This is a genomic window from Paenalcaligenes sp. GW821-LYS-B07-1 (assembly GCF_058803365.1).
In genome coordinates this window covers 2,215,999-2,235,762 of sequence record NZ_CM179516.1, presented here as the reverse complement: position 1 = coordinate 2,235,762, position 19,764 = coordinate 2,215,999, and the positions used below count along the sequence as shown (strand labels likewise).

Below are 19,764 nucleotides of genomic sequence, written 5' to 3'. Positions count from 1 at the left end.
TGCGCTGGCTTATCAGCAACCAAGTCGGCAGAAAGATGCTGGTGGCGAACTGCTCCTAGCGTTGAGGCTTTCCGGGATTTTTCTTGTGGTGGGTATGCGGGCCACGCTCTCTGCTCACATTTGCGGCTTTTTTGGAAATGGACATGCCCTTGGGCGGGGCGGGACTCGGAGTGCGCTTGCGGTCAGCTTCAGTAACGATTTTGGTACTCATGGAAATCTCCCTAGTTTGTAGGTTGTTAAGGTCTTCCATTGTTACACATCCGCTTGAGCGCTGGTAGCCCATCAAGAAAGAGCGCGGCCCGTTCAAAACCACATCAACCCTACTGGCGAGCAAACGAAAGGCCGGACGTGCCAAACAGGGGGGTGAGGATCGCTCCTTTTCTTGATGGTTAATTCCATTTTGGAACATGCCCCATGCTCCCCTTATCTATGAGGGTACCAAATCAGTTGTACGGAACTAGCGTACACCTCCCTTAATGGCACAGCCAGAGCCACAGCAAATGTGGCTCCGCATGGTGCTGGCTATTTACTATCCAGCGCTGAGGCGCACTAGGAATCCACTATGAACAAAAACTACGGTGAGCGCTGGCGCAAGTTGCTGGCTGAGATTGATCTTTACAGCAGTGACATAAGCGCATGTCTTGATATGTTTAATGGCTCAAAGATTGAAGTTAGCGTGAGCTGTGCATCCACGCGTCAAGAAAAACATTTCCACACATCCCCAAAAGGATTGGCAGATGCGCTGGCGCTGGCTTTCCGAGTGCATGACAGCAAGGTTATCGAGTGGCTGTTGGATATGGACCTACAAGCGCTGAGCGAAGGTCTAGCTGTAGAAATGTAAACGGCTAAGCAGGCAACTACAACCACCTTGCCACAGCCTGCTTACCCCATCCTACACATAGTTATCTGGAGTATTGATGCTATGAGCAAACGATCCCGTCAGAAAAACCCAGAAGCCCGGTCGCGACTATCCATGGCCGGGGCAGGAGCAATAATGCGACCAAAGTTTGTTATGCCTACAGCGCGTGAATTACATAGGTTAGAGAAGAAGACGCAGCGGCATAAACCATCACGGGAGAGGGCAGAAGTGCCCGCTTCTATGATGGTGCGAATGATGCACGTGCTTGATCCTGTAGAGCGGCTGCTGGATGAGATAGAGCGTACAGGTGCTATGGATGCAGTGAATGGAACGCCTGTGCTTCATCACTTAGAAAAAGCAGGATCCATTGCTTACCAAGCCGCACCAGCCATAGACGGGATAGCAGACTTCTTCGAAATGTTCTGCACTCGTCGTGGCTCAACTGAGCAACTAACTGGCATCCGTCAGTTCGCTAAGAAGCTGGAGTATGGGACGCAGCTCACACAGCAGAACCTAGACGCTGCACGTTCTGATATGCAGAAGATGCGTGGGCTTGTTCCGCTACTCACTCAGGAAGAAGCGGACAGTCTTATTTTGCAGGTGTAGATTAAGAGTGAGATGGAGCGATAGAGTAAGCGTTATTTATACGGTTTAGTGCAAGCAGCGCTTTATCCAAATTTTGTCTTGTTGATTCTGCGAGATCAGGGGCAATGACCTCTAGCCTCTTAACTACTGCTTTGATTTGGAAAGCCAAACTGGGATAGGCCTTTTGATCACGGTATGGAGTGTCCAGAGAAAATGCTAGCCACTCTTTAGATGCAGCGCGAAATTGTTTGATTGCCTTGTTTAGCTCATTAATATTTCGGATCTCGACATGTGACAAAAGCTCTTTCTGGTAGGGCTCTAAATGTATCTCCGGCCAAAAAGAGAGGGTGTTAATAGTTGTTAGGAGGGCATGGTAAGTGATTTTTGAGCCTCCTGATTCAGGAAATGACTCGGCCCATTCTGTCAGGCTCATACAAAGGCCGTCTAAGCCTATAGAGATTGCTGTACTTTTTGTTTTTATCTCCATAGATGCACTATTTTTGATGTGTGTTTTTTTTAGTTTCTGATCTTTGTATTGAATCCAAGCAATGATTGCAGCAAATGTTCCGGTTGCCCATGTGCCGATGACACCAAGTAATGCCCATCGATCCTCGCTGTAATAAACGCTCATGATTAGGAATGCGATAAAAGCGCCAACTAAGCCTGATTGAGTCCACGGCTTACGCAATATTTCTTTTGTTTTTTCAACCAGTCTATTTTCCATACCCCCTCCCTCCCATAGACGCACAAGTTTAGCTTAGTGCGTTTCTTTTTGCGCCTACCGCATTGGAACCCACATGCAACACAACGTCGTCTTAGTATCGGGCGGGAAGGATAGTACCGCCCTGCTGTTGCTTGCCATCACGCTGGAAGTACCTAACCTGCAAGCAGTCTTTGCAGATACAGGCCATGAGCACCCACTCACTTATGACTATGTGCACTACCTCTCACACGCAACTGGCATTCCCATCCGCTGGGTGAAAGCTGACTTCTCCGAACGAATTGAAGGTAAGCGCCAGTACGTGGCTACAAAGTGGCGTGAGCAAGGTATCGCAGAGTCAATTGTCGAGCAGGCCCTTGCTGTGCTGCACCCCACCGGCATCCCATTTCTTGATCTTTGCTTATGGAAGGGCAGGTTTCCCAACACCAAACACCGTTTCTGTACAGTAGAACTAAAGGTGAACCCGCTTATTGAGCAGGTAATGATGCCGCTGATGAGCGCTCAGAATATGGTTTTGTCATGGCAGGGAGTGCGTGCCGACGAAAGCCGTGCCAGACGTTTTCTACCTGAATGTGATGAGGTGGGCGGCGGGCTATTTAACTACCGCCCGATCTTACGCTGGAAAGTAGCTGATGTATTTGATGCCCACCATCTGATGGGTATCAAGCCAAATCCACTCTATTTACAAGGTGCTGGGCGAGTCGGATGTATGCCTTGCATTAACTGCGCCAAGGACGAGCTGCACCACATAGCCCAACGCTGGCCAGAAGAAATCGAGCGTGTCAGTGAGTGGGAGCGTCTAGTAAGCCTTGCCAGCAAAAGAGGTTGCAGCACCTTCTTCTCCGTCGTCAATGACCCGACATACAACGAGTCTGACGCTATCACCCATGAGAACTACGGCATCGACCGCATGGTCGAGTGGTCTATGACTAGCCGAGGCGGTCGCCAATTCAATCTAACACGAGTTTTTGCTGACACATCCAGCTGCTCGTCTATCTACGGCCTATGTGAGTAGGCATAGGAGCTATTTACATGACACAGATACAAGCATACGAAGACATGAGCAAAGAAGCTCTACTAGAGCATCACCTCCACACACTACAGCAGCATGCAGATGATATGGACATGCTGTCTAAAGAGTTGGCTATCCGCCAAACCGTAATAAATGAAGCGCTAGCCTTCGTCCGCTGCGATGCCAGCGCAGCCACATACCAATCACTAGGACAGTACCGAACGGGCATTATCAAAGCGCTAAGCAAAGCCGCCCCCACTACAGACACAGACTAAAACCCCGCAAATGCGGGGTTTTTTATTGGAGTGAATATGTCAGAAAACGCCATTTCACTTAAAGAGGCAGCGAAGCGATTAGGCGTGTCGTATCAGACGGTGTTTCACCAGCGGCAGAAAATCGGCTTCCAAGTACCAGGCACTCGCGTTTGGAGAATCTGGCCTTCCACTCTTGCAGAAATGAGTCAGCCACGGTACAAGGTGACACGGCTGACGCTGCACGACACAGGAGAAAAAACATGTCGATTAGACAGCGTAACGGCATCTGGTGGGTTGATATCGCAGCCCCAAGCGGCCAAAGAGTTAGACGCTCTACTGGGACGAAAGACCGTAGGGCGGCGCAAGAATACCACGACCGCCTAAAAGCGGATATGTGGCGAGTAGAAAAGCTAGGGGAACAACAGAAGCGTTCTTTTGAAGAGGCGGCTGTTAGGTTCTTGAAGCTATCAGAAGGTCAGAGTGATTACGCAACAAAGATACGCCATGTGGCTTATTGGCGTGACCAGTTCGCAGGTCGCTCTATGTGCTCTTTAACAGCAGATGAAGTGATGGATAATCTGCCTACCCATGTGGTTTACAAATACAAGGGCAGAACCAAGCTAACAGCAGCTACAAGGAACCGGTATCTATCGACTATTCGACGGATACTTTCTTTGTCTGCTGAGTGGGGCTGGATTGCAGCAGCACCAAAGATGCGGCCGCAGGAAGAGCCGTCAGTACGCATACGATGGATCACTCATAGGGAAGCCGCAAGCCTAGTTGCAGCTATCCCGCGCGATTGGATGAAAGATGCGGTGCTGTTTGCATTGTCCACTGGTATGCGGTCAGGAGAGATATTAACCCTTGAGTGGGCTGATGTTGACCTTGCTAGAAAAGTGGCTTGGGTTACAGCGGACAGAGCTAAGTCAGGTAGAGCGCGGTCAATCCCTCTTAACGATGAGGCAGTGGCTACGATCAGGCGGCGTATAGGTACACACGAAAAACTGGTATTCACCAGAAATGGAGCGCCACAGCCGCAGATTGATCCAAAGATGTTTGGTAGGGCTTGCGAAAGAGCAGGTATAGAAAACTTCCGCTTCCACGATTTAAGGCACACATGGGCATCTTGGCATGTCCAGAACGGAACACCGCTATTTGTGCTTAAAGAATTGGGAGGGTGGGAAACGCTGGAAATGGTGAAAAGGTACGCTCATATGAGTGCTGATCACCTAGCCGAATATGTGAACCGCGTCACGTTTACGGCACAACGGTCGCCAGAAATACAAAACGCCACCGGCGAGGGTGGCGTTAGGTCATTGATAAACAATGAAAATCTTGGTGGCTCATCCCTGATTCGAACAGGGGACCTGCGGATTATGATTCCGTCGCTCTAACCGGCTGAGCTAATGAGCCAAGAACGTTAATATAGCACCACGACTTCCATCTTGGCAAGCACTTTTTGAAGAAATATTACAAAAGAAGAAAAAAGATATAAAAAAAGCCCCTTCAGCTAGGTAAAGGGGCTTTTGACTGCTTAAGCTTGTTCAGTTTTAGCGCTATCGTCTATGTTTCTAGGCTTTACCGTTGGGCCTTCTGCGTTGCTATTCATGCTGGCAGGGCGGTGTTTAGTACCTAGGCCGGACAATGCAGCACTCAAGCTGTACAGAGGCTCAAAGGACTCTGCTTGAGCCATAGGCCAACCCACACGGAAAATAGTTTGTCGGTAGTTGCCTTCCAGCAGCTCGCCTTTTTCCAGATCAGGGAACATGGCGGACAACACGCGAATCTCACCGTTAGGAATACGCTTAGCAATGTGGTGTGGGCGTAGTTCGTTAGGGTGGTGCAAACCAGCGGCTTTCAGCAGGTCTGCCAACGCTTTTAGTGTGTTGTTGTGGTAGTTAGCGGCACGGCGTGATTTATCAGAGACTACCAGCGCTTCTTGTCTGCGTGGATCTTGAGTGGTCACACCCACTGGACAACGACCAGTGTGGCAAGTCAGGGCTTGGATACAACCGATAGCAAACATAAAGCCACGGGCGCTGTTACACCAGTCTGCACCCAATGCCATGATACGAGCCATATCAAAAGCACTGATGATCTTACCGGATGCGCCAATACGGATACGTTCACGCAGGCCAATACCTACCAGTGTGTTATGCACCAAACGCAGGGATTCGCGCAGTGGAGTACCCACGTGGTCAATAAACTCTACTGGCGCAGCACCTGTACCGCCTTCAGCACCGTCAACCACGATGAAATCAGGTGTGATACCTGTTTTCAACATGGCTTTAGCGATAGCGAACCATTCCCATGGGTGGCCAATAGTCAGTTTGAAGCCCACAGGTTTACCGCCAGACAGTTCGCGCAGTTTGGCGACGAACTCTAGCAGTTCAACAGGCGTAGAGAAGGCGCTGTGTTTGGCGGGTGACAAACAATCTTGCCATACCGGTACTTCACGTGCAGCAGCGATCTCAGGTGTTACTTTGGCGCCGGGCAAAATACCGCCTTGGCCAGGCTTAGCACCTTGAGATAGCTTGATCTCAATCATTTTGACGTTGTCTTGGCGAGCACGTTCAGCAAAACGCTCAGGCGAGAAGTTGCCTTTGTCGTCCCTACAGCCGAAGTAACCGGAACCAATGTTCCATACCAAGTCACCACCATACATAGTGTGGTAGCGGCTGATACCGCCTTCGCCGGTGTCATGAGCAAAGTTACCGATCACGGCACCTTTGTTCAGCGCCATCACGGCGTTAGCTGACAGCGCACCAAAACTCATGGCGGAGATATTAAATACCGACATGGAGTAAGGCTTGGTGCAATCAGGGCCGCCCACCAGTGTGCGGAAATTGCTATCAGGGATCTGACAGGGCTGCATAGAGTGGTTAATCCACTCGTAGCCACTGCCGTAGATTTCTTGTTGCGTACCAAAGGGCAACTTATCTTCTTGTTGCTTAGCGCGTTGGTACACCAGAGAACGTTCAGCACGAGAGAAGGGGGACTCTTGGTTGTCACCTTCAATAAAGTACTGGCGGATTTCCGGACGGATGAATTCGAATAGGAAGCGCAAGTTACCAATCACAGGGTAGTTTCTGCGGATGGCATGACGCGTTTGTTTTAGGTCGACTAGACCTAGGATGGATAGACCAATAAATGGCAGGGCCAAAATAAGCCACCATGCCGTATTGGTGATAGACAAGATAGTGAACACGACGGTGCCCAGAAATACGACGTAAAGGGCGGTGTAGCGCGTCAGTAAGCGATGCATGAAAAAAGCTCCAAGCTTCCTAGTAAATTTACAGCGGTTTTGGTGAGACTAAAGTACAGAAAATAAAGTATATACAGGAATGATTAACGGAAGACAGGGGGTCTACCCTTGGCAATGCCAGTACAACGTAAAGCATAGACAAAAGCGATACGAATAAGTTGCATGCTTCCTGTATAACTGTTTGTTATCAATGGATTTTATGGGTTTTGTAAAAGCCACGCAAACTTCTATGGCTGTGAGGTGGCATCACGCCGTGTGAAGAGCGTTAAAACGACACTGGCTCTGTACAATTTTTACAAAGTGGCTCTTTTCTCTAATCAGGAAAAAAAGTTATGAAATTATAAAAATAATTACAGAAACTGTTATTGCGATGCAGCAAAAAATCAGGATTTCAGTAAAAGATTGCGCAGTGTGTCGAGCAGGGTTTGGTGATTGGAAGGGGGGTAAGGCAAAGCGGGTTGTTTACCCCAAACTGGGCTAGGCCAAGCAGGGTCTTGGTGGTGTCTAGCAATCACGTGCATGTGCAATTGGGGCACCATGTTTCCCAGCGTAGCGATATTCATTTTATTGGCTTGGTAGTACGTATGCATACGCTGCGCGACGAGGTTGGTCTCTTCCCAGAGGCGTTGTTGATCAGCGCTAGAAAGATCAAAGGTCTCGCGTATATCGGCTTGTCTAGGTACCAGAATGACCCAAGGGTAGTGTTGATCATTCATGAGCAGTACTTTGCACAGCGGCAGGTCTCCAATTTCCAGTGTGTCTGCAGCCAGTGTGGGGTGTAACGTAAACATGAATGAAAGCCCTATTGAATATGCAAAGGAAGGGTGACGGGACCGTTATTGACTAATGCTACCTGCATGTCGGCACCAAAAACGCCTGCGCCTACGGTGTGATGCATGGTTTTGGCTTTGTCTACCAAATAGGTAAAAAGGAAGCGCCCTAATTCAGGTGGCGCTGCGCGCATAAAGCTAGGGCGATTCCCTCGGCTCGTGTCTGCGGCCAGCGTAAACTGACTTACTAATAAGAGACCGCCTTGGGTTTGCTGCAAGCTAAGATTCATTTTGCCGTCTTCATCATCAAAGATGCGCAATTTGAGCAGCTTATTTAGCAAGTTGTCTGCGGTTTCTGGGGTGTCTGAGGGTTCTGCGCAAACTAATACCATCATGCCAGCCTGAATGCGGGCTACTTCGGTGTCAGCAATAGTGACGCTGGCTGACTTAACGCGTTGTACCAGCGCTAACATGAGGCAGGCTCCACAAAGTAAGGGTAAGTTTGAATCGAGAATGAGAATAGTTTACTATTTGTGATCACGATCAAGGACTAGAAAGAGACAGCAGCATGCAGATTGTGTGTGCCGCGATTTGTAAGGAATATTATTGTGCAAGAATCATCGTATCACATAGAAAAACAGATCCATCCTATTAAAGTACGCAGCGCGTGGGTAAAGTCTATTACTAGACCTACGCCGCACATGGCGCGTATCACGTTGCAGGGTGATGACCTGCAAGATTTTTACTCCCCAGGCTTTGATGATCACGTAAAACTGCTGTTTTCGGAGCAGGCTGGGCAAGAGTTGGCTGTGCCGCAAGTGGGTGAGCGTGGCTTAGTATTTGAAGAAGGTCAGGCTAAGCCGGTTATGCGCGACTACACCCCCCTGGCATATGACAATCAAGCCTGCGAAATGGTGATTGATTTTGTCTTGCACGGCACAGGCGTAGCATCCACATGGGCAGAGCGAGCCAAAGAAGGCGATAGACTGTTAATGGCAGGCCCGCGCGGCTCAATGTTGATCCCTACTGTTTTTGATTGGCAGGTATTGGTGGGTGATGAAACGGCATTGCCGGCGATCACTCGCCGACTACGCGAACTCAAACAAGGCACAAAAGTAAGTGTTGTTGTGGCGATCAACCATGAAGACGCCCGAATGCCATTGTCTAGTGCAGCGGATATTGATGTGCATTGGGTGGTGGAGTCTAACGGCGATGCGGCACGTCAAAAAATACTCACTACCTTGCAGTCGCTGACAGCCACTAAACAAGGCGAAGGTTTTGCGTGGGGTGCTGTAGAGTACTCTCAAGTGGGGCCTGTGCGTGAGGCCTTGATGCAGCATTTTGGCTTGGATGCATCCCGAGTTAAAGTTTCTAGCTACTGGCGTCGCGACGAATAACGCAACGCCAGTATAGGGTGGGTGACTTATTTATCTGTGTGCAGTGTTAAGTCGCCTGCTTTAATCCAGCCCAAACGTCTGCCTAGCCAGGCAAACAACAAGCATAGTGCAGCTGGAAAAATGAAGTGCAGCAGCGCAATAGAAATCCATACCGAGCTGCTGTAACCCATCGCCTCTAATGTACCCACTTGACCTACTAAACCGCTGGTGCCCATGCCTGATCCAGTAGGAATATTGCGCATGTCAAAAACCAATGCGCCTATAGGGGCCAGAATAGCCGAGGCTAAAACGGGTGGGATCAAAATAAACGGGTTGCGTACTATATTAGGTAGCTGCAACATGCTGGTGCCTAAACCAATACCCAATAAGCCTGATGTGCCATTTTCTTTATAGCTCATCGCTGCGAAGCCTACCATTTGTGCGCAGCAACCAATGGTGGCGGCTCCGCCGGCTAGTCCCCCTAGTTGTAGTGAAATAGCGAGTGCGGCACTGGACATTGGGCTGGTCAGGATAATACCCATAACCACAGCAATAATGATGCTCATAAAGAAAGGCTGTAGAGTAATGGCCCATTCAATGGTTTCACCGGTGGTGCGCATCATATCGCCTAGCCACGGGGCTACCCACGATGCAATGAGCGCGCCACTGATCAGAGCGCTGGCAGGCGTAGCGATAATATCTATAGGCGTGCTTTTATGTACTAGCTTGCTAAGCTCTGTGCTAATCGCTACAGCAACAAAACATCCTACAGGGCCACCGCCTACTTTTACGGCTAGGGTGCCAACGATGGCGCTGGCAAATAACACCATAGGTGGTGCTTGTAGGCCGTAGGCAATCCCTACACCAATAGCGGCCCCCATACCGGATTGAGCCATGGCTCCTACCTCTATCAGCCAAGGTAAATCCATCCAATTGCCTACGGTTTTTAAAATCAGTCCAATAACCAGCGAGCTGAATAACCCAAGGGTCATGTAGTTCAGGGTTTGGATACCGTATCGTTGCAGGGAAAACTCAATGTTCCGTGACCGTAAAAAAGCCGCTACAGACATATAAACTCACTTTGAGTATAAATAAGATCTGCTAAGTGTATAGGAAGGCAGGGCTAGAGGGATAGCGCTTGTTGCAGTATTTGTGCGAAAAATACAGTGCGGCGCACGTCTTTGCCTTGGCGAAGTTTGCGCGTCATCAGCGGCAGAAGTACACGTTGTAATCGTTGTAGATGGCGATTTACCTGTTGCAGGGCTTGTAAAACCTGTGCGTTTGGGGCTTTACGCAGATAACAGGCTAACAAATTGCTGCCCATCTCTAGGTCGTCTTTGAGGTAGTGCAGCAGAGAATTAAAACAAAGCAACACATCATAAGCCTGCGCTAAATGCAGCGGCATAGCGTTGCCGGTGTTTTCCTCAAAATCGATGCGATAAATTTTGTGGTCTTTGACGGTGAGGTTGCGTATTTGTGCACCACCATGCCATTGATGGTGTGTGTGTAACTCAATTAATGAGTCCACCACGCCTTGTAATAGGGCCGCATTTTTTGGAGTTTGGGAAAGTTTGCTTTGCACAGACTCGCCTGTGTGAGTCATGACCAAGTACTCTGGAGTCAGCAATAAGACTTCAGGAACCGCTATGCCGTGTTGTTTCAGTGCCTGTAAACGTTTGGCTTCGTACGCAATGCCACCCAAGCGTAGTTGGCGTGGGTTGATCCATACTTTAAAAAGCAGAGAGCCAAATAAAGCGCTGCTAATTTCACGTAGCTTACGGCTAGGCTCTTTGCGCGCAAATTTGACGACATAAGGGATGTCGTCGTGATGCAGTACGATAGGCCTCATGGGCTTTTGTGGTACTAATGGCTCTATCTGGGCAATTAAAGCCTGAGCAAGCGGGTGGTCTTTTGTAAGCATTTGCTCATTTTAGAAGATGTGACAGATTTGTGAATGCCCCTAGGGGATAGTTCTTGCTTTACGTAAATTGCATTGCTATAATCTTTTCTTCTTTGAGAAAGCAAAGATAAGCCCAGGTGGCGGAATTGGTAGACGCGCATGGTTCAGGTCCATGTGCCGCAAGGTGTGGAGGTTCGAGTCCTCTCCTGGGCACCAATCAAAAGACTAGTCTTTTGGCCGCATAACATAGTTATGTAATTTGCTTAGTTTCAAAGAGGTAGTGTAGTAAAAATGCCCAGGTGGCGGAATTGGTAGACGCGCATGGTTCAGGTCCATGTGCCGCAAGGTGTGGAGGTTCGAGTCCTCTTCTGGGCACCAAATTCCAAAAAGAGCCGATTGTTGAAATAACAGTCGGCTTTTTTGCATTTAAAATCCCGAGGGTGGGTGGTTGCCATGCAAATTTCACCGACTAGGCTGGGTAACCATTGTATGCTATCACTTTGATGAGCGACTTCAACGCAAGGAAGCTGGGTGAGTACATACGCTGCATCCGCCTTCCAGTGCTTAATTTGAACGGGAAGCCTTTTGCTGAAAAAAAATCAAAAAACTCCTCATCAGGGTAAAGCCCCTGAGTCTGTGTCAGAGCAAGGTGCTTACGCGCCGCCTCCTGATTTCGATCCTCAGATTCCCAGTCGGGAACAATTCTTGCAGTTCTTGCGAACATGTCCAAAGGGCATTGCTGTTAACGCATTGGCAAAAAAACTGGGCATGAGTTTTCCTTTACCTGTGGGTGCAGAGCGCCGTTTAGCGGCAATGCAACGTGATGAGCAAATTATGATTGATGATTCTGGTCATATTTCTCTGAATACTCGTTCGCAATTTATTGCGGGAGTAGTGCAGGGGCATCGAGATGGTTTCGGTTTTCTAATTCGTGATGAGGGCGGTCCGGATCTCTATTTGTCACAACGCGAAATGTTGCGTGTGCTGCATGGCGACCGTGTGTTGGTGCGTGCAGATGGTGAGTATCGTGGTAAGCCTGAAGCGGTGATTGTTGAGGTGCTAGAGCGTCATACTAATAGACTGGTGGGGCGCTTGGTGATGGAGCATGGCAATTACACCGTGGTGCCAGAAGATCAGCGCATCAAGCACGATATTTATGTGGCGCCTGCTGACTTGGCAAATGCCAAGCCAGGGCAGGTGGTTGTAGTAGAGATCACTAGACAACCAGCACGCCACACGCAACCTATGGCTAAAGTGATAGAGGTACTGGGCGAGATCGATGATCCAGGTATGGAAATTGAAATTGCTGTGCGCAAGTTCAATGTGCCTTTTGAGTTTAGTGATGCCGCTCGTCGCCAAGCAGAGCGGTTGCCTGACGAGGTGCGTCCTAACGACCTTAAGGGTCGAGTAGATTTACGTGATCTGCCTTTCATTACTATTGATGGCGAAGATGCGCGCGACTTTGATGACGCCGTGTACTGCGAGTCAGTAGATATAGGTCAAGGCAAGCGCCCCCGTGCGGGTTGGCGTTTGTTGGTGGCGATTGCTGACGTAAGCCACTATGTACGCCCCGGCGATGGTATTGATGGCGATGCGATTGAGCGTGGTACCAGTGTGTACTTCCCGCGTCGTGTGATTCCTATGTTGCCGGAGTCGCTGTCCAACGGTATTTGTTCGTTGAATCCTGGCGTTGATCGCTTGGTGTTGGTGTGCGACATGATTATCCCTGCTGAGGGAGCCACGGCCGGTACGGTGACGGCCTATCAGTTTTACGAAGCAGTGATTCATTCGCATGCGCGTACTACCTACACAGGGGTGTGGGGAGCGCTGCAACAGCCTGATGGTCCCGCGGCACAAGAAATGGCTGAGGTCTTGCCGCAATTGCATACAGCTTACGAGTTGTACCGCAAGTTGGCAGGGCAGCGTCGTGTGCGGGGTGCTATCGAGTTTGATACGGTAGAAACTAAAATCGTATGTAACCCATTGGGTCGCATCGAGCGTATTGAGCCGTTGGTGCGTAATGATGCACACAAGCTGATTGAAGAATTTATGTTGGCGGCTAACACATGTGCTGCTGACTTCATGAGTCGCCATCGCCGACAAGGTCTATATAGAGTACACGAAGGGCCTACGCCTGAAAAACTGCAGAAGTTGCGTGATTTCTTGCGTACGTTGGGCTTGTACTTAGAAGGTGGTGATGAGCCGGGTACTGAAGATTACGCCAAGCTCATTCAAAGTGTGCGTGGTCGTAGCGATTTCGAGATTATTCAAACCATGTGCTTGCGCTCTATGCAGCAAGCCGTCTACAGCCCTGAAAAGCTGGGGCACTTTGGTTTGGCCTATAAGTTGTACACGCACTTTACGTCCCCTATTCGCCGTTACCCTGACTTGCTGACACATCGTGTCATCAAGAGCATTTTGCAAGGCAAGCCTTACGAGCCTGATCTACCAGATGAGGCGGGCGAGTCTAAACTTAGTGCGTCCAAACGTGAGCAATCTAAGTGGGAACGCTTAGGTGTGATGTTATCTGCGCGTGAGCGTCGTGCTGATGAGGCGTCTTACGATGTACAGGCTTGGCTGAAATGTTACTTTGTCAAAGAGCATATAGGTGAAGAGTTCAGCGGGAAGATCACTGGCGTTGCTAACTTCGGTTTGTTTATCACGCTGGATGCGCTGTATGTGGAAGGCTTGGTGCATATCTCTGAGTTAGGGGCAGATTACTTTGTCTTTAACGAAGCTAGCCACGATCTACGTGGTGAGCGTACAGGCATACGTTATAAGCTGACAGATGCTGTGCAAGTGCAGGTTGCTCGTGTTGATCTTGAAGCGCGCCGCATTGATTTTCGTTTGGTGAAAGGTACGGGCTACGAAGCTTTGATGTCACCTTCTAACGAGAATGCTCGTGGTAAGCCACAGAAAAAAGCGGCGCCAGCCAAACCTAAAGCTTTAAAAGGCACGTCCAGTGAGCGACGAGCTACAGCGCGTAAAGCCGCCAAAGCAGCCGCACGCGATAAAAACATTAAAGCCCGCGCTGCAAAAAAGCGGGTTAAACGCTAGTAAGAAGGAACAGTATGTCATTGCAGGTATTGGCGGGTTTTCATGCCATACAATCGCGCATGCGCCATGCGCTTGAGTCTATTCAGGAACTCTATGTAGAAGAGGGTCGGCGTGATAAGCGCATGCAGGCCTTTGTGGATCAGGCTCAAGGGCGTGGCATTCGCGTTATGTTCGTGGATAAAAAGCGCCTAGATGGTATTAGCCAGGGTGTGCGCCATCAAGGTGTTGTGGCATTGGCCAAAGAAGTGGCACTGGCGTTGGATCTAGACGAGCTGCTGGATCAGGTAGAAGACCGTAAAGAAAAAGCCTTCTTATTGTTATTGGATGGCGTAACAGATCCGCATAATTTGGGCGCCTGTTTGCGTACTGCAGACGCTGCAGGTTGTCATGCAGTGATTGCGCCGCGTGATCGCGCTGTGGGCTTGAATGCTACGGTGCGTCGTGTGGCCTGCGGGGCGGCAGAAACAGTACCGTATCTGACGGTAACGAACTTGGCGCGCACCATGCGTGAGCTTAAGGATCGTGACATTTGGTTAGTGGGTACAGACGACGAAGCTACGCACAGCTTACATGCTGTTGATGCGCGTGCAGCGATGGCGTGGGTGATGGGGGCGGAAGGTGAGGGTATGCGTCGCTTGGTGCGTGAAACGTGTGATGAGTTGGTTTCTATCCCCATGTTAGGTTCTGTAGAAAGCTTAAACGTGAGTGTGGCCAGCGCGGTATGCTTGTATGAAACGGTGCGTCAGCGTCAGGTAGGGGCGTAACCGGTTATATACATATATAGCCATAATGTATAAGTAACTAACTTCCCCTATGCAGATAAGCCGTCATAATGAATAGTTTGATGACGTCCACATGTAGGCATAGGGTGTGCCTACATGTACTTGTTGAGTACATATATGTCTGCAAATGGGTTTACAACCGAAGTAATACATTCCGATCGCCGCCAAGGTAGTGAGTGCGGTGCAGTACATCAACCGCTACATCCCTCTACTGAGTATGCATTTTCTGATGCGCGAGAATTGGCGGCAGTATTTCAAGGAAAGGCGGGGTTTAGCTATGCTCGCCAAGGCACGCCCACTACAGCGGCGCTAGAAAAACAAGTCACCAAAATGGAGCAGGGCACAGCAAGCGTCAGTTTTGCGTCTGGCATGGCTGCGCTCAGCGCCATTTTCTTGACCCTTCTTAAAGCAGGCGATCACCTGATTTCCAGTAAGTATATTTTTGGCAATACCAACAGCCTGCTGTTAACACTGCAGGGTTTTGGTGTAGAAGTCACGTTGGTAGATGCTACCGATGTAGAGCATGTACGTGCAGCCCGCAAATCCAATACTCGCATGGTTTTTACGGAAACCATTGCTAACCCCGGGACGCAAATTGCCGACCTGCAGGGTATAGGTGGGTGGTGCCAGCAAGAGGGCTTGCTGTATGTGTTGGATAACACGCTCTCCACGCCGTGGTTGCTGACAGGGCGCAGCGTAGAGGCGTCGTTAGTCATGAACTCGCTGTCCAAATACATTGCAGGGCATGGTCAGGCATTGGGTGGCATGGTAACGGATACAGGCCTGTTTAATTGGTCTGATTACCCGAATATTGCCTCGGTCTATAGACAGGGCAATCCGCAGTCTTGGGGGCTTACCCAGATCAAGAAAAAAGGTTTGCGCGATATGGGGGCTACCTTATCCTCAGACGCCGCGCATCGTATCTCGGTGGGGGCAGAGACCTTGCCACTACGCATGCAAAAAGCCTGTGATAACGCCAATCGTTTGGCGCATTTCTTAGCGCAGCATCCACGTGTGACAGCTGTGAAGTACCCAGGTCTAGACTCTCACCCTCAGCATGAGCGTGCTCAGCAGCTCTTTGATGGGCATTTTGGGGCGCTTTTGGCCGTAGAGCTGGCCGCTGATATTGATGTCTTTGATTTCTTGAATCGCTTGCAGGTAGTGGCCTTGGCTACGCACTTGGGTGATACGCGTAGCCTCACGCTTCCTGTGGCTCATACCATCTACTATGAGATGGGTGCAGAGCAGCGTGCTTTGATGGGAATTGCCGATAATCTTTTACGAATTTCCATCGGAATTGAAGATTATGCCGATCTTGAGGGCGATTTTTCTCAGGCTTTAGAGCTGCGCTAAGGGCTTTTAGCATATTTTTGGATCAGAGTTAAGGGTTGGCCTTGAAAATCGTTACATGAATACGAGAAATATGAAAACATCAGTAAATATGCGGGTTACAGAGCATTAATTGCTTGACAGGGTACTGATTCAAAGGCTTAATACGGCTTAGCTCGCTACGAGACACATCATGAACCGTCAGGTACAGCGCTCAATAAAATAGGGCGCTATGTGCACTTGAAAGGCGTGGCTATTTTTTAGCTTAAGCTGTTCCGAATTTTGTGGGCGGCAATTACAAACATCAGGGGTATTCCTTAAATGAACAAAACCGAGCTTATCGACTTCATTTCTAACAAGGCTGACCTGTCCAAAGCAGATGCTGGACGCGCATTGGATGCGTTCATCGATGCGGTTACCACCACATTAAAAGAAAAGGACACCGTAACGCTGGTTGGTTTCGGTACTTTTGCTGTGTCCGAGCGCGCTGCTCGCACAGGCCGTAACCCACGTACAGGCGAAACAATCGAGATCGAAAAAGCCGTTGTGCCTAAGTTCCGTCCAGGTAAAGCACTGAAAGATGCAGTAAATTAATAAATCTTTCAAAAAGTACTTGCAAGGTTTTAAAAACGATCCTATACTTCTGTTTCTGGTTCGGAACACAACAAACCAAATGGGTGCTTAGCTCAGCTGGTAGAGCGGCGCCCTTACAAGGCGTAGGTCGGGGGTTCGATCCCCTCAGCACCCACCATTTGATTTGATGTGAAAAACCAAGCAAAGTGAAGCCCTAACGTGAAAGCGTCAGGGCTTTTTTGTTTTCTGTCGTTTGGGATTTTGCGCAAGCATTGAAGCTGCTTTCTCATAGCTGCTATGTAGTATAGGTAGAATTCAACTTTACCGTTGCCGTCTGACTTCTAGTTGCTCACTTTAAAGTAGGGCGGGCTTGGAGATGACTTCAAGGCTTGCCATATAGACCTGAAGCGATGAAAACAAACGTATAGAGAAATGTTAGTAAATTTATCAAATAACTGTTGACAGAGTTTGCAAAAGCATCTTATACTTATGTTCTTGGTTCGGTACACAGCAAACCAAATGGGTGCTTAGCTCAGCTGGTAGAGCGGCGCCCTTACAAGGCGTAGGTCGGGGGTTCGATCCCCTCAGCACCCACCATTTGTTTGATGTGAAAAAACCTTGCAACGAGAAGCCCTAACGTGAAAGCGTCAGGGCTTTTTTGTTTTCTATCATTCTATTCTGTTGCGTAAGAGATAGTTAGCTATTCATGGTCATTGTATAGACTGCAAGATCAGTGCCTTGTTATGCCAAGCTCCAAAATCCATGCAGAGTATGGATGGCTGGTTTAATAGGAATGTTCTTCTGAGCTGCTATAAACATGTCTGGGCTTGGTTTGGGGTATAAGTGCTGTCTGAGTAGTGTGAGTGATGGGCGTCTGTAAACGAATCTCCATCAATGAGGATTCAAAATACGCTGTCTCCACAGCGGCAATGATCTTAAGGCCGTAGCTAGAGCGACATCTGTTCTACGTTATTCTGCTGTGTCACGTAGGCATAAAAAGAGCCCCATAAAGAGGCTCTTTTTTTCTATAGCAGTTAATGTACTTCTTCGTACTACAGAGAAGCAGTTAACGGCTTAGAACGAGTAGGTTACACCTACGCTACCAAACACACTGGTTTTGTCTTCAACGATTGGGCTATCTGCAGCATCGCCTAGCAAGCGCTTAAAGCCCAAAACACCTATCAGATTCCAGTTCTGGCTCAACTCTTGGTTCCAAGTGCCAAACAAGGAGGCGGATTTGAAACCGGATGAAGGGTTGTAGCGAGTCAGACGACCACCGCTAGCGTTGGCTTCATGTTGTTTCACACCAAAGAATGTTTTCATGGAATCGCCGCTGGCCCATTCGGTGTTTGCGCCTATGCGGAAAGTAGTGCCTGCTACAGACCATACTTGGTATGAGCCACGGAACTCAGCTACGCCGCCGTAACCGTTGTGCAAGGCTTGGTAATAAGCAGCGCCTAGGGCCCAGTTGCCTGGACGCCATTCAGTAAATACGCCAGCATTGCCATGAAACTTGATGCGGTCTGTACCAGTTAGATGGGAAGACATGCTGGCACGACGGCCAAGCCCCAGACCTAGAAATACACCGGCACTCCAGTCATGGGTAATTTTAGTCTCCCAGCCTGCGCTAGGAAGGCCGGCGCGAGGGGAGATAAAGAAATTACCATTTTTATAGTTAATGATGGGGGAGGGTAAGGCGCGGTAGTCTTCGGAACCTTCGTATTTAGGGATAAAACCTACACCTACACCAATGGTGTTTTTGGCGTGTAGCCCCGTTGAAAGTAAACCTAAGGTAATTGCTGCGGTAGAGCAAAGCAGTGTTTTGCGTGCAGATGAGAATACAGACATGATAGAAACGAATACGGTCAATGAATATGGACAGGGGGCTACCTATAAGGGTTGCCGCACCCTGATCGTAGTGGCCTTATCTTACCGTGTTTTATACAGCAAAGCGACTCGTAATTCGCTTTGTTGTGTTAAGGTTTTTTTCTTTGTAAAAGACAGTTTTGCATATTCTTAAATAATTAAAAGTAATAAGTAAAAATTCATTTATTCGTTCTTGTATATGAAGGGGCTTGATAGACTTGGCTTTTATCATCACGCTCACCGAGATGTACTCATGAGTATAGAAGTACGGAATTTACGCAAACAGTTTGGTTCATTTACAGCACTGCACGATGTGACGCTGGACTTCCCTGATGGCGAGCTGGTGGCCTTACTCGGGCCGTCAGGCTGCGGTAAAACGACGTTGTTGCGCATTGTGGCGGGTTTAGAGCATGCGGATGCTGGACAGGTGGTAATCAATGGCCAGAACATGGCTTCTGTGGGGACGCGTGAGCGCCAAGTAGGTTTTGTATTTCAGCATTATGCGTTATTCAGACACATGACGGTGTTTGATAACGTGGCGTTTGGCTTGCGTGTGAAGCCGCGTAAAGAGCGCTTGGATGAAGCAGAGATTAAACGTCGTGTGCAAGCCCTGCTTGAGCTGGTGCAACTGGACTGGTTAGGTGATCGATACCCGGCAGCTTTGTCTGGAGGTCAGCGCCAGCGTATTGCGTTGGCAAGAGCATTAGCTGTTGAACCTAAAGTGCTGTTGTTAGATGAGCCTTTTGGTGCACTGGATGCAAAAGTTCGTAAAGAGCTGCGTAGTTGGTTACGGCGGTTACACGACGAGTTACATATCAGTACGCTGTTTGTGACACACGATCAGGAAGAGGCCATCGAGGTTGCTGACCGTATCGTGGTGTTGAACAAAGGTCATGTAGAGCAGCAGGGCAATCCGCAAGAGGTGTATGAGCACCCTGCCTCTCCGTTTGTGTATGAGTTCTTGGGCGCGGCGAACCGTCTGCCTGGCGTGGTGCAGTCTGGTACTTTTAAGGCCGACCCTGATCTAGGCCAGTTTTCTATGGATTTTGGCGCTACCCAGAAAGAAGGGAATGTAGTGGGTTTTGTACGGCCGCATGACATTGATTTGCTAAATACCACTTCAGCGCCTGGTGTGTCAGTACAAATAGATCGTGTGATTCCTTTGGGCGGGATGGTACGTGCTGAATTAAAATTGCCGCACCAAGATCAATCGTGGGAAGCCGAGTTTGATCAGTTAACCTGGGCGGGTTTGGCACTGAAAGAGGGCATGCAGGCGGTTGCTAGGCCACGGAAGTTTAAAGTTTTCCCAGCCTAACTAATATTGATTGAGCGAGATGAGGTTTGCTTATCTCGCTTTTCTTTATTCTGTTATTGAGAATAGTTAGCATTACTGTTACTATGGCGTTTTGCTTTTA

General features: G+C 49.0%; 18 protein-coding genes, 5 tRNA genes and 1 pseudogene. 16 read left to right on the top strand and 8 right to left on the bottom strand.

Annotation, left to right across the window (positions count from 1 at the left end; genetic code table 11):
* Positions 1-562 precede the first annotated feature (562 nt).
* Together AC3QL0_RS10715 and AC3QL0_RS10710 are read left to right on the top strand one after the other, a co-directional pair.
* A complete protein-coding gene (locus tag AC3QL0_RS10715) occupies positions 563-841 on the top strand; it encodes a hypothetical protein (RefSeq protein ID WP_493008472.1) in 279 nt (92 codons plus the stop codon).
* Between the two features lie 270 nt (positions 842-1,111).
* Entirely contained in the window at positions 1,112-1,465 is a 354-nt protein-coding gene (locus tag AC3QL0_RS10710; protein WP_493008471.1) for a hypothetical protein, read from the top strand.
* 1 nt (position 1,466) lies between these two features.
* On the opposite strand, the gene AC3QL0_RS10705 is transcribed toward AC3QL0_RS10710, so the two are convergent.
* On the bottom strand, positions 1,467-2,168 hold the full coding sequence (locus tag AC3QL0_RS10705; RefSeq protein ID WP_493008470.1) for a hypothetical protein: 702 nt from the start codon (positions 2,166-2,168) through the stop codon (positions 1,467-1,469).
* Positions 2,169-2,241: 73 nt separating this feature from the next.
* On the opposite strand from AC3QL0_RS10705, the gene AC3QL0_RS10700 reads away from it, so the two are divergent.
* The 4 genes and pseudogenes from AC3QL0_RS10700 to AC3QL0_RS10685 form a co-directional block, all read left to right on the top strand.
* Positions 2,242-3,180, top strand: coding sequence for a phosphoadenosine phosphosulfate reductase domain-containing protein (locus AC3QL0_RS10700; protein WP_493008469.1), 939 nt, complete (start codon positions 2,242-2,244; stop codon positions 3,178-3,180).
* A gap of 17 nt (positions 3,181-3,197) precedes the next feature.
* A complete protein-coding gene (locus AC3QL0_RS10695; RefSeq protein ID WP_493008468.1) occupies positions 3,198-3,452 on the top strand; it encodes a hypothetical protein in 255 nt (84 codons plus the stop codon).
* Between the two features lie 36 nt (positions 3,453-3,488).
* Positions 3,489-3,815, top strand: coding sequence for a hypothetical protein (locus AC3QL0_RS10690; protein ID WP_493008467.1), 327 nt, complete (start codon positions 3,489-3,491; stop codon positions 3,813-3,815).
* A pseudogene (locus AC3QL0_RS10685) lies at positions 3,698-4,594 on the top strand (tyrosine-type recombinase/integrase); the annotation flags it as partial. The gene AC3QL0_RS10690 and the pseudogene AC3QL0_RS10685, both read left to right, overlap by 118 nt.
* 173 nt (positions 4,595-4,767) lie before the next feature.
* On the opposite strand, the gene AC3QL0_RS10680 reads toward AC3QL0_RS10685, so the two are convergent.
* The 4 genes from AC3QL0_RS10680 to dtd form a co-directional block, all read right to left on the bottom strand.
* Positions 4,768-4,844 (bottom strand) — tRNA-Met (locus AC3QL0_RS10680).
* A gap of 121 nt (positions 4,845-4,965) precedes the next feature.
* Positions 4,966-6,696, bottom strand: a complete 1,731-nt coding sequence (locus AC3QL0_RS10675; protein WP_493008466.1) for an FMN-binding glutamate synthase family protein — start codon at positions 6,694-6,696, stop codon at positions 4,966-4,968.
* Positions 6,697-7,079: 383 nt separating this feature from the next.
* A complete protein-coding gene (locus AC3QL0_RS10670) occupies positions 7,080-7,487 on the bottom strand; it encodes an HIT domain-containing protein (RefSeq protein ID WP_493008465.1) in 408 nt (135 codons plus the stop codon).
* A gap of 11 nt (positions 7,488-7,498) precedes the next feature.
* On the bottom strand, positions 7,499-7,939 hold the full coding sequence (gene dtd, locus AC3QL0_RS10665) for a D-aminoacyl-tRNA deacylase (protein ID WP_135864901.1): 441 nt from the start codon (positions 7,937-7,939) through the stop codon (positions 7,499-7,501).
* A gap of 135 nt (positions 7,940-8,074) precedes the next feature.
* Between dtd and AC3QL0_RS10660 the strand changes: the two genes are divergently transcribed.
* Entirely contained in the window at positions 8,075-8,863 is a 789-nt protein-coding gene (locus AC3QL0_RS10660) for a siderophore-interacting protein (RefSeq protein WP_493008464.1), read from the top strand.
* A gap of 26 nt (positions 8,864-8,889) precedes the next feature.
* Here the strand turns inward: AC3QL0_RS10660 and AC3QL0_RS10655 are convergent, their stop codons facing one another.
* Positions 8,890-9,912, bottom strand: coding sequence for a PTS sugar transporter subunit IIC (locus tag AC3QL0_RS10655; RefSeq protein ID WP_493008463.1), 1,023 nt, complete (start codon positions 9,910-9,912; stop codon positions 8,890-8,892).
* Positions 9,913-9,965: 53 nt separating this feature from the next.
* Entirely contained in the window at positions 9,966-10,763 is a 798-nt protein-coding gene (locus AC3QL0_RS10650) for an RIO1 family regulatory kinase/ATPase domain-containing protein (protein ID WP_493008462.1), read from the bottom strand.
* Between the two features lie 110 nt (positions 10,764-10,873).
* On the opposite strand from AC3QL0_RS10650, the gene AC3QL0_RS10645 reads away from it, so the two are divergent.
* The 8 genes from AC3QL0_RS10645 (at position 10,874) to AC3QL0_RS10610 (ending at position 17,080) form a co-directional block, all read left to right on the top strand.
* Positions 10,874-10,958, top strand: a tRNA-Leu gene (locus tag AC3QL0_RS10645).
* A 77-nt stretch (positions 10,959-11,035) separates the two neighbouring features.
* Positions 11,036-11,120: transfer RNA gene (locus tag AC3QL0_RS10640), tRNA-Leu, on the top strand.
* Positions 11,121-11,378: 258 nt separating this feature from the next.
* The gene (gene rnr, locus AC3QL0_RS10635) at positions 11,379-13,799 is read left to right on the top strand and encodes a ribonuclease R (protein ID WP_493010980.1); all 2,421 of its coding nucleotides are present in this window, start codon (positions 11,379-11,381) and stop codon (positions 13,797-13,799) included.
* A gap of 14 nt (positions 13,800-13,813) precedes the next feature.
* Positions 13,814-14,563 (top strand): 23S rRNA (guanosine(2251)-2'-O)-methyltransferase RlmB, encoded by a 750-nt coding sequence (rlmB, locus tag AC3QL0_RS10630; RefSeq protein WP_493008461.1) that lies wholly within the window; start codon positions 13,814-13,816, stop codon positions 14,561-14,563.
* A gap of 135 nt (positions 14,564-14,698) precedes the next feature.
* Positions 14,699-15,934 carry a cystathionine gamma-synthase family protein gene (locus AC3QL0_RS10625; RefSeq protein WP_493008460.1) on the top strand — a complete coding sequence of 412 codons (1,236 nt, stop codon included), beginning with the start codon at positions 14,699-14,701 and terminating at the stop codon, positions 15,932-15,934.
* Between the two features lie 297 nt (positions 15,935-16,231).
* Complete coding sequence (locus tag AC3QL0_RS10620) at positions 16,232-16,504, top strand: HU family DNA-binding protein (protein ID WP_135864891.1); 273 nt, start codon at positions 16,232-16,234, stop codon at positions 16,502-16,504.
* 81 nt (positions 16,505-16,585) lie between these two features.
* Positions 16,586-16,661 (top strand) — tRNA-Val (locus tag AC3QL0_RS10615).
* 343 nt (positions 16,662-17,004) lie between these two features.
* A tRNA-Val gene (locus AC3QL0_RS10610) sits at positions 17,005-17,080 on the top strand.
* A 477-nt stretch (positions 17,081-17,557) separates the two neighbouring features.
* On the opposite strand, the gene AC3QL0_RS10605 is transcribed toward AC3QL0_RS10610, so the two are convergent.
* Complete coding sequence (locus AC3QL0_RS10605; RefSeq protein ID WP_493008459.1) at positions 17,558-18,331, bottom strand: MipA/OmpV family protein; 774 nt, start codon at positions 18,329-18,331, stop codon at positions 17,558-17,560.
* A gap of 271 nt (positions 18,332-18,602) precedes the next feature.
* Here AC3QL0_RS10605 and AC3QL0_RS10600 point away from each other — a divergent pair, with 271 nt between their 5' ends.
* Positions 18,603-19,664: a sulfate/molybdate ABC transporter ATP-binding protein gene (locus AC3QL0_RS10600; RefSeq protein WP_493008458.1), complete on the top strand. Its 1,062-nt coding sequence runs from the start codon at positions 18,603-18,605 to the stop codon at positions 19,662-19,664.
* Positions 19,665-19,764 lie beyond the last annotated feature (100 nt).

Excerpts from the sequence above, each read along its gene's own strand:
- AC3QL0_RS10600 (WP_493008458.1), top strand. The coding sequence starts at position 18,603 with ATGAGTATAGAAGTACGGAATTTACGCAAACAGTTTGGTTCATTTACA.
- dtd (WP_135864901.1), bottom strand. The coding sequence starts at position 7,939 with ATGTTAGCGCTGGTACAACGCGTTAAGTCAGCCAGCGTCACTATTGCT.
- AC3QL0_RS10710 (WP_493008471.1), top strand. The coding sequence starts at position 1,112 with ATGATGCACGTGCTTGATCCTGTAGAGCGGCTGCTGGATGAGATAGAG.
- AC3QL0_RS10650 (WP_493008462.1), bottom strand. The coding sequence starts at position 10,763 with ATGCTTACAAAAGACCACCCGCTTGCTCAGGCTTTAATTGCCCAGATA.
- AC3QL0_RS10695 (WP_493008468.1), top strand. The coding sequence starts at position 3,198 with ATGACACAGATACAAGCATACGAAGACATGAGCAAAGAAGCTCTACTA.
- AC3QL0_RS10675 (WP_493008466.1), bottom strand. The coding sequence starts at position 6,696 with ATGCATCGCTTACTGACGCGCTACACCGCCCTTTACGTCGTATTTCTG.
- AC3QL0_RS10700 (WP_493008469.1), top strand. The coding sequence starts at position 2,242 with ATGCAACACAACGTCGTCTTAGTATCGGGCGGGAAGGATAGTACCGCC.
- AC3QL0_RS10605 (WP_493008459.1), bottom strand. The coding sequence starts at position 18,331 with ATGTCTGTATTCTCATCTGCACGCAAAACACTGCTTTGCTCTACCGCA.
- AC3QL0_RS10715 (WP_493008472.1), top strand. The coding sequence starts at position 563 with ATGAACAAAAACTACGGTGAGCGCTGGCGCAAGTTGCTGGCTGAGATT.
- AC3QL0_RS10655 (WP_493008463.1), bottom strand. The coding sequence starts at position 9,912 with ATGTCTGTAGCGGCTTTTTTACGGTCACGGAACATTGAGTTTTCCCTG.
- AC3QL0_RS10690 (WP_493008467.1), top strand. The coding sequence starts at position 3,489 with ATGTCAGAAAACGCCATTTCACTTAAAGAGGCAGCGAAGCGATTAGGC.
- rlmB (WP_493008461.1), top strand. The coding sequence starts at position 13,814 with ATGTCATTGCAGGTATTGGCGGGTTTTCATGCCATACAATCGCGCATG.
- AC3QL0_RS10620 (WP_135864891.1), top strand. The coding sequence starts at position 16,232 with ATGAACAAAACCGAGCTTATCGACTTCATTTCTAACAAGGCTGACCTG.
- AC3QL0_RS10670 (WP_493008465.1), bottom strand. The coding sequence starts at position 7,487 with ATGTTTACGTTACACCCCACACTGGCTGCAGACACACTGGAAATTGGA.
- AC3QL0_RS10705 (WP_493008470.1), bottom strand. The coding sequence starts at position 2,168 with ATGGAAAATAGACTGGTTGAAAAAACAAAAGAAATATTGCGTAAGCCG.
- AC3QL0_RS10625 (WP_493008460.1), top strand. The coding sequence starts at position 14,699 with ATGTCTGCAAATGGGTTTACAACCGAAGTAATACATTCCGATCGCCGC.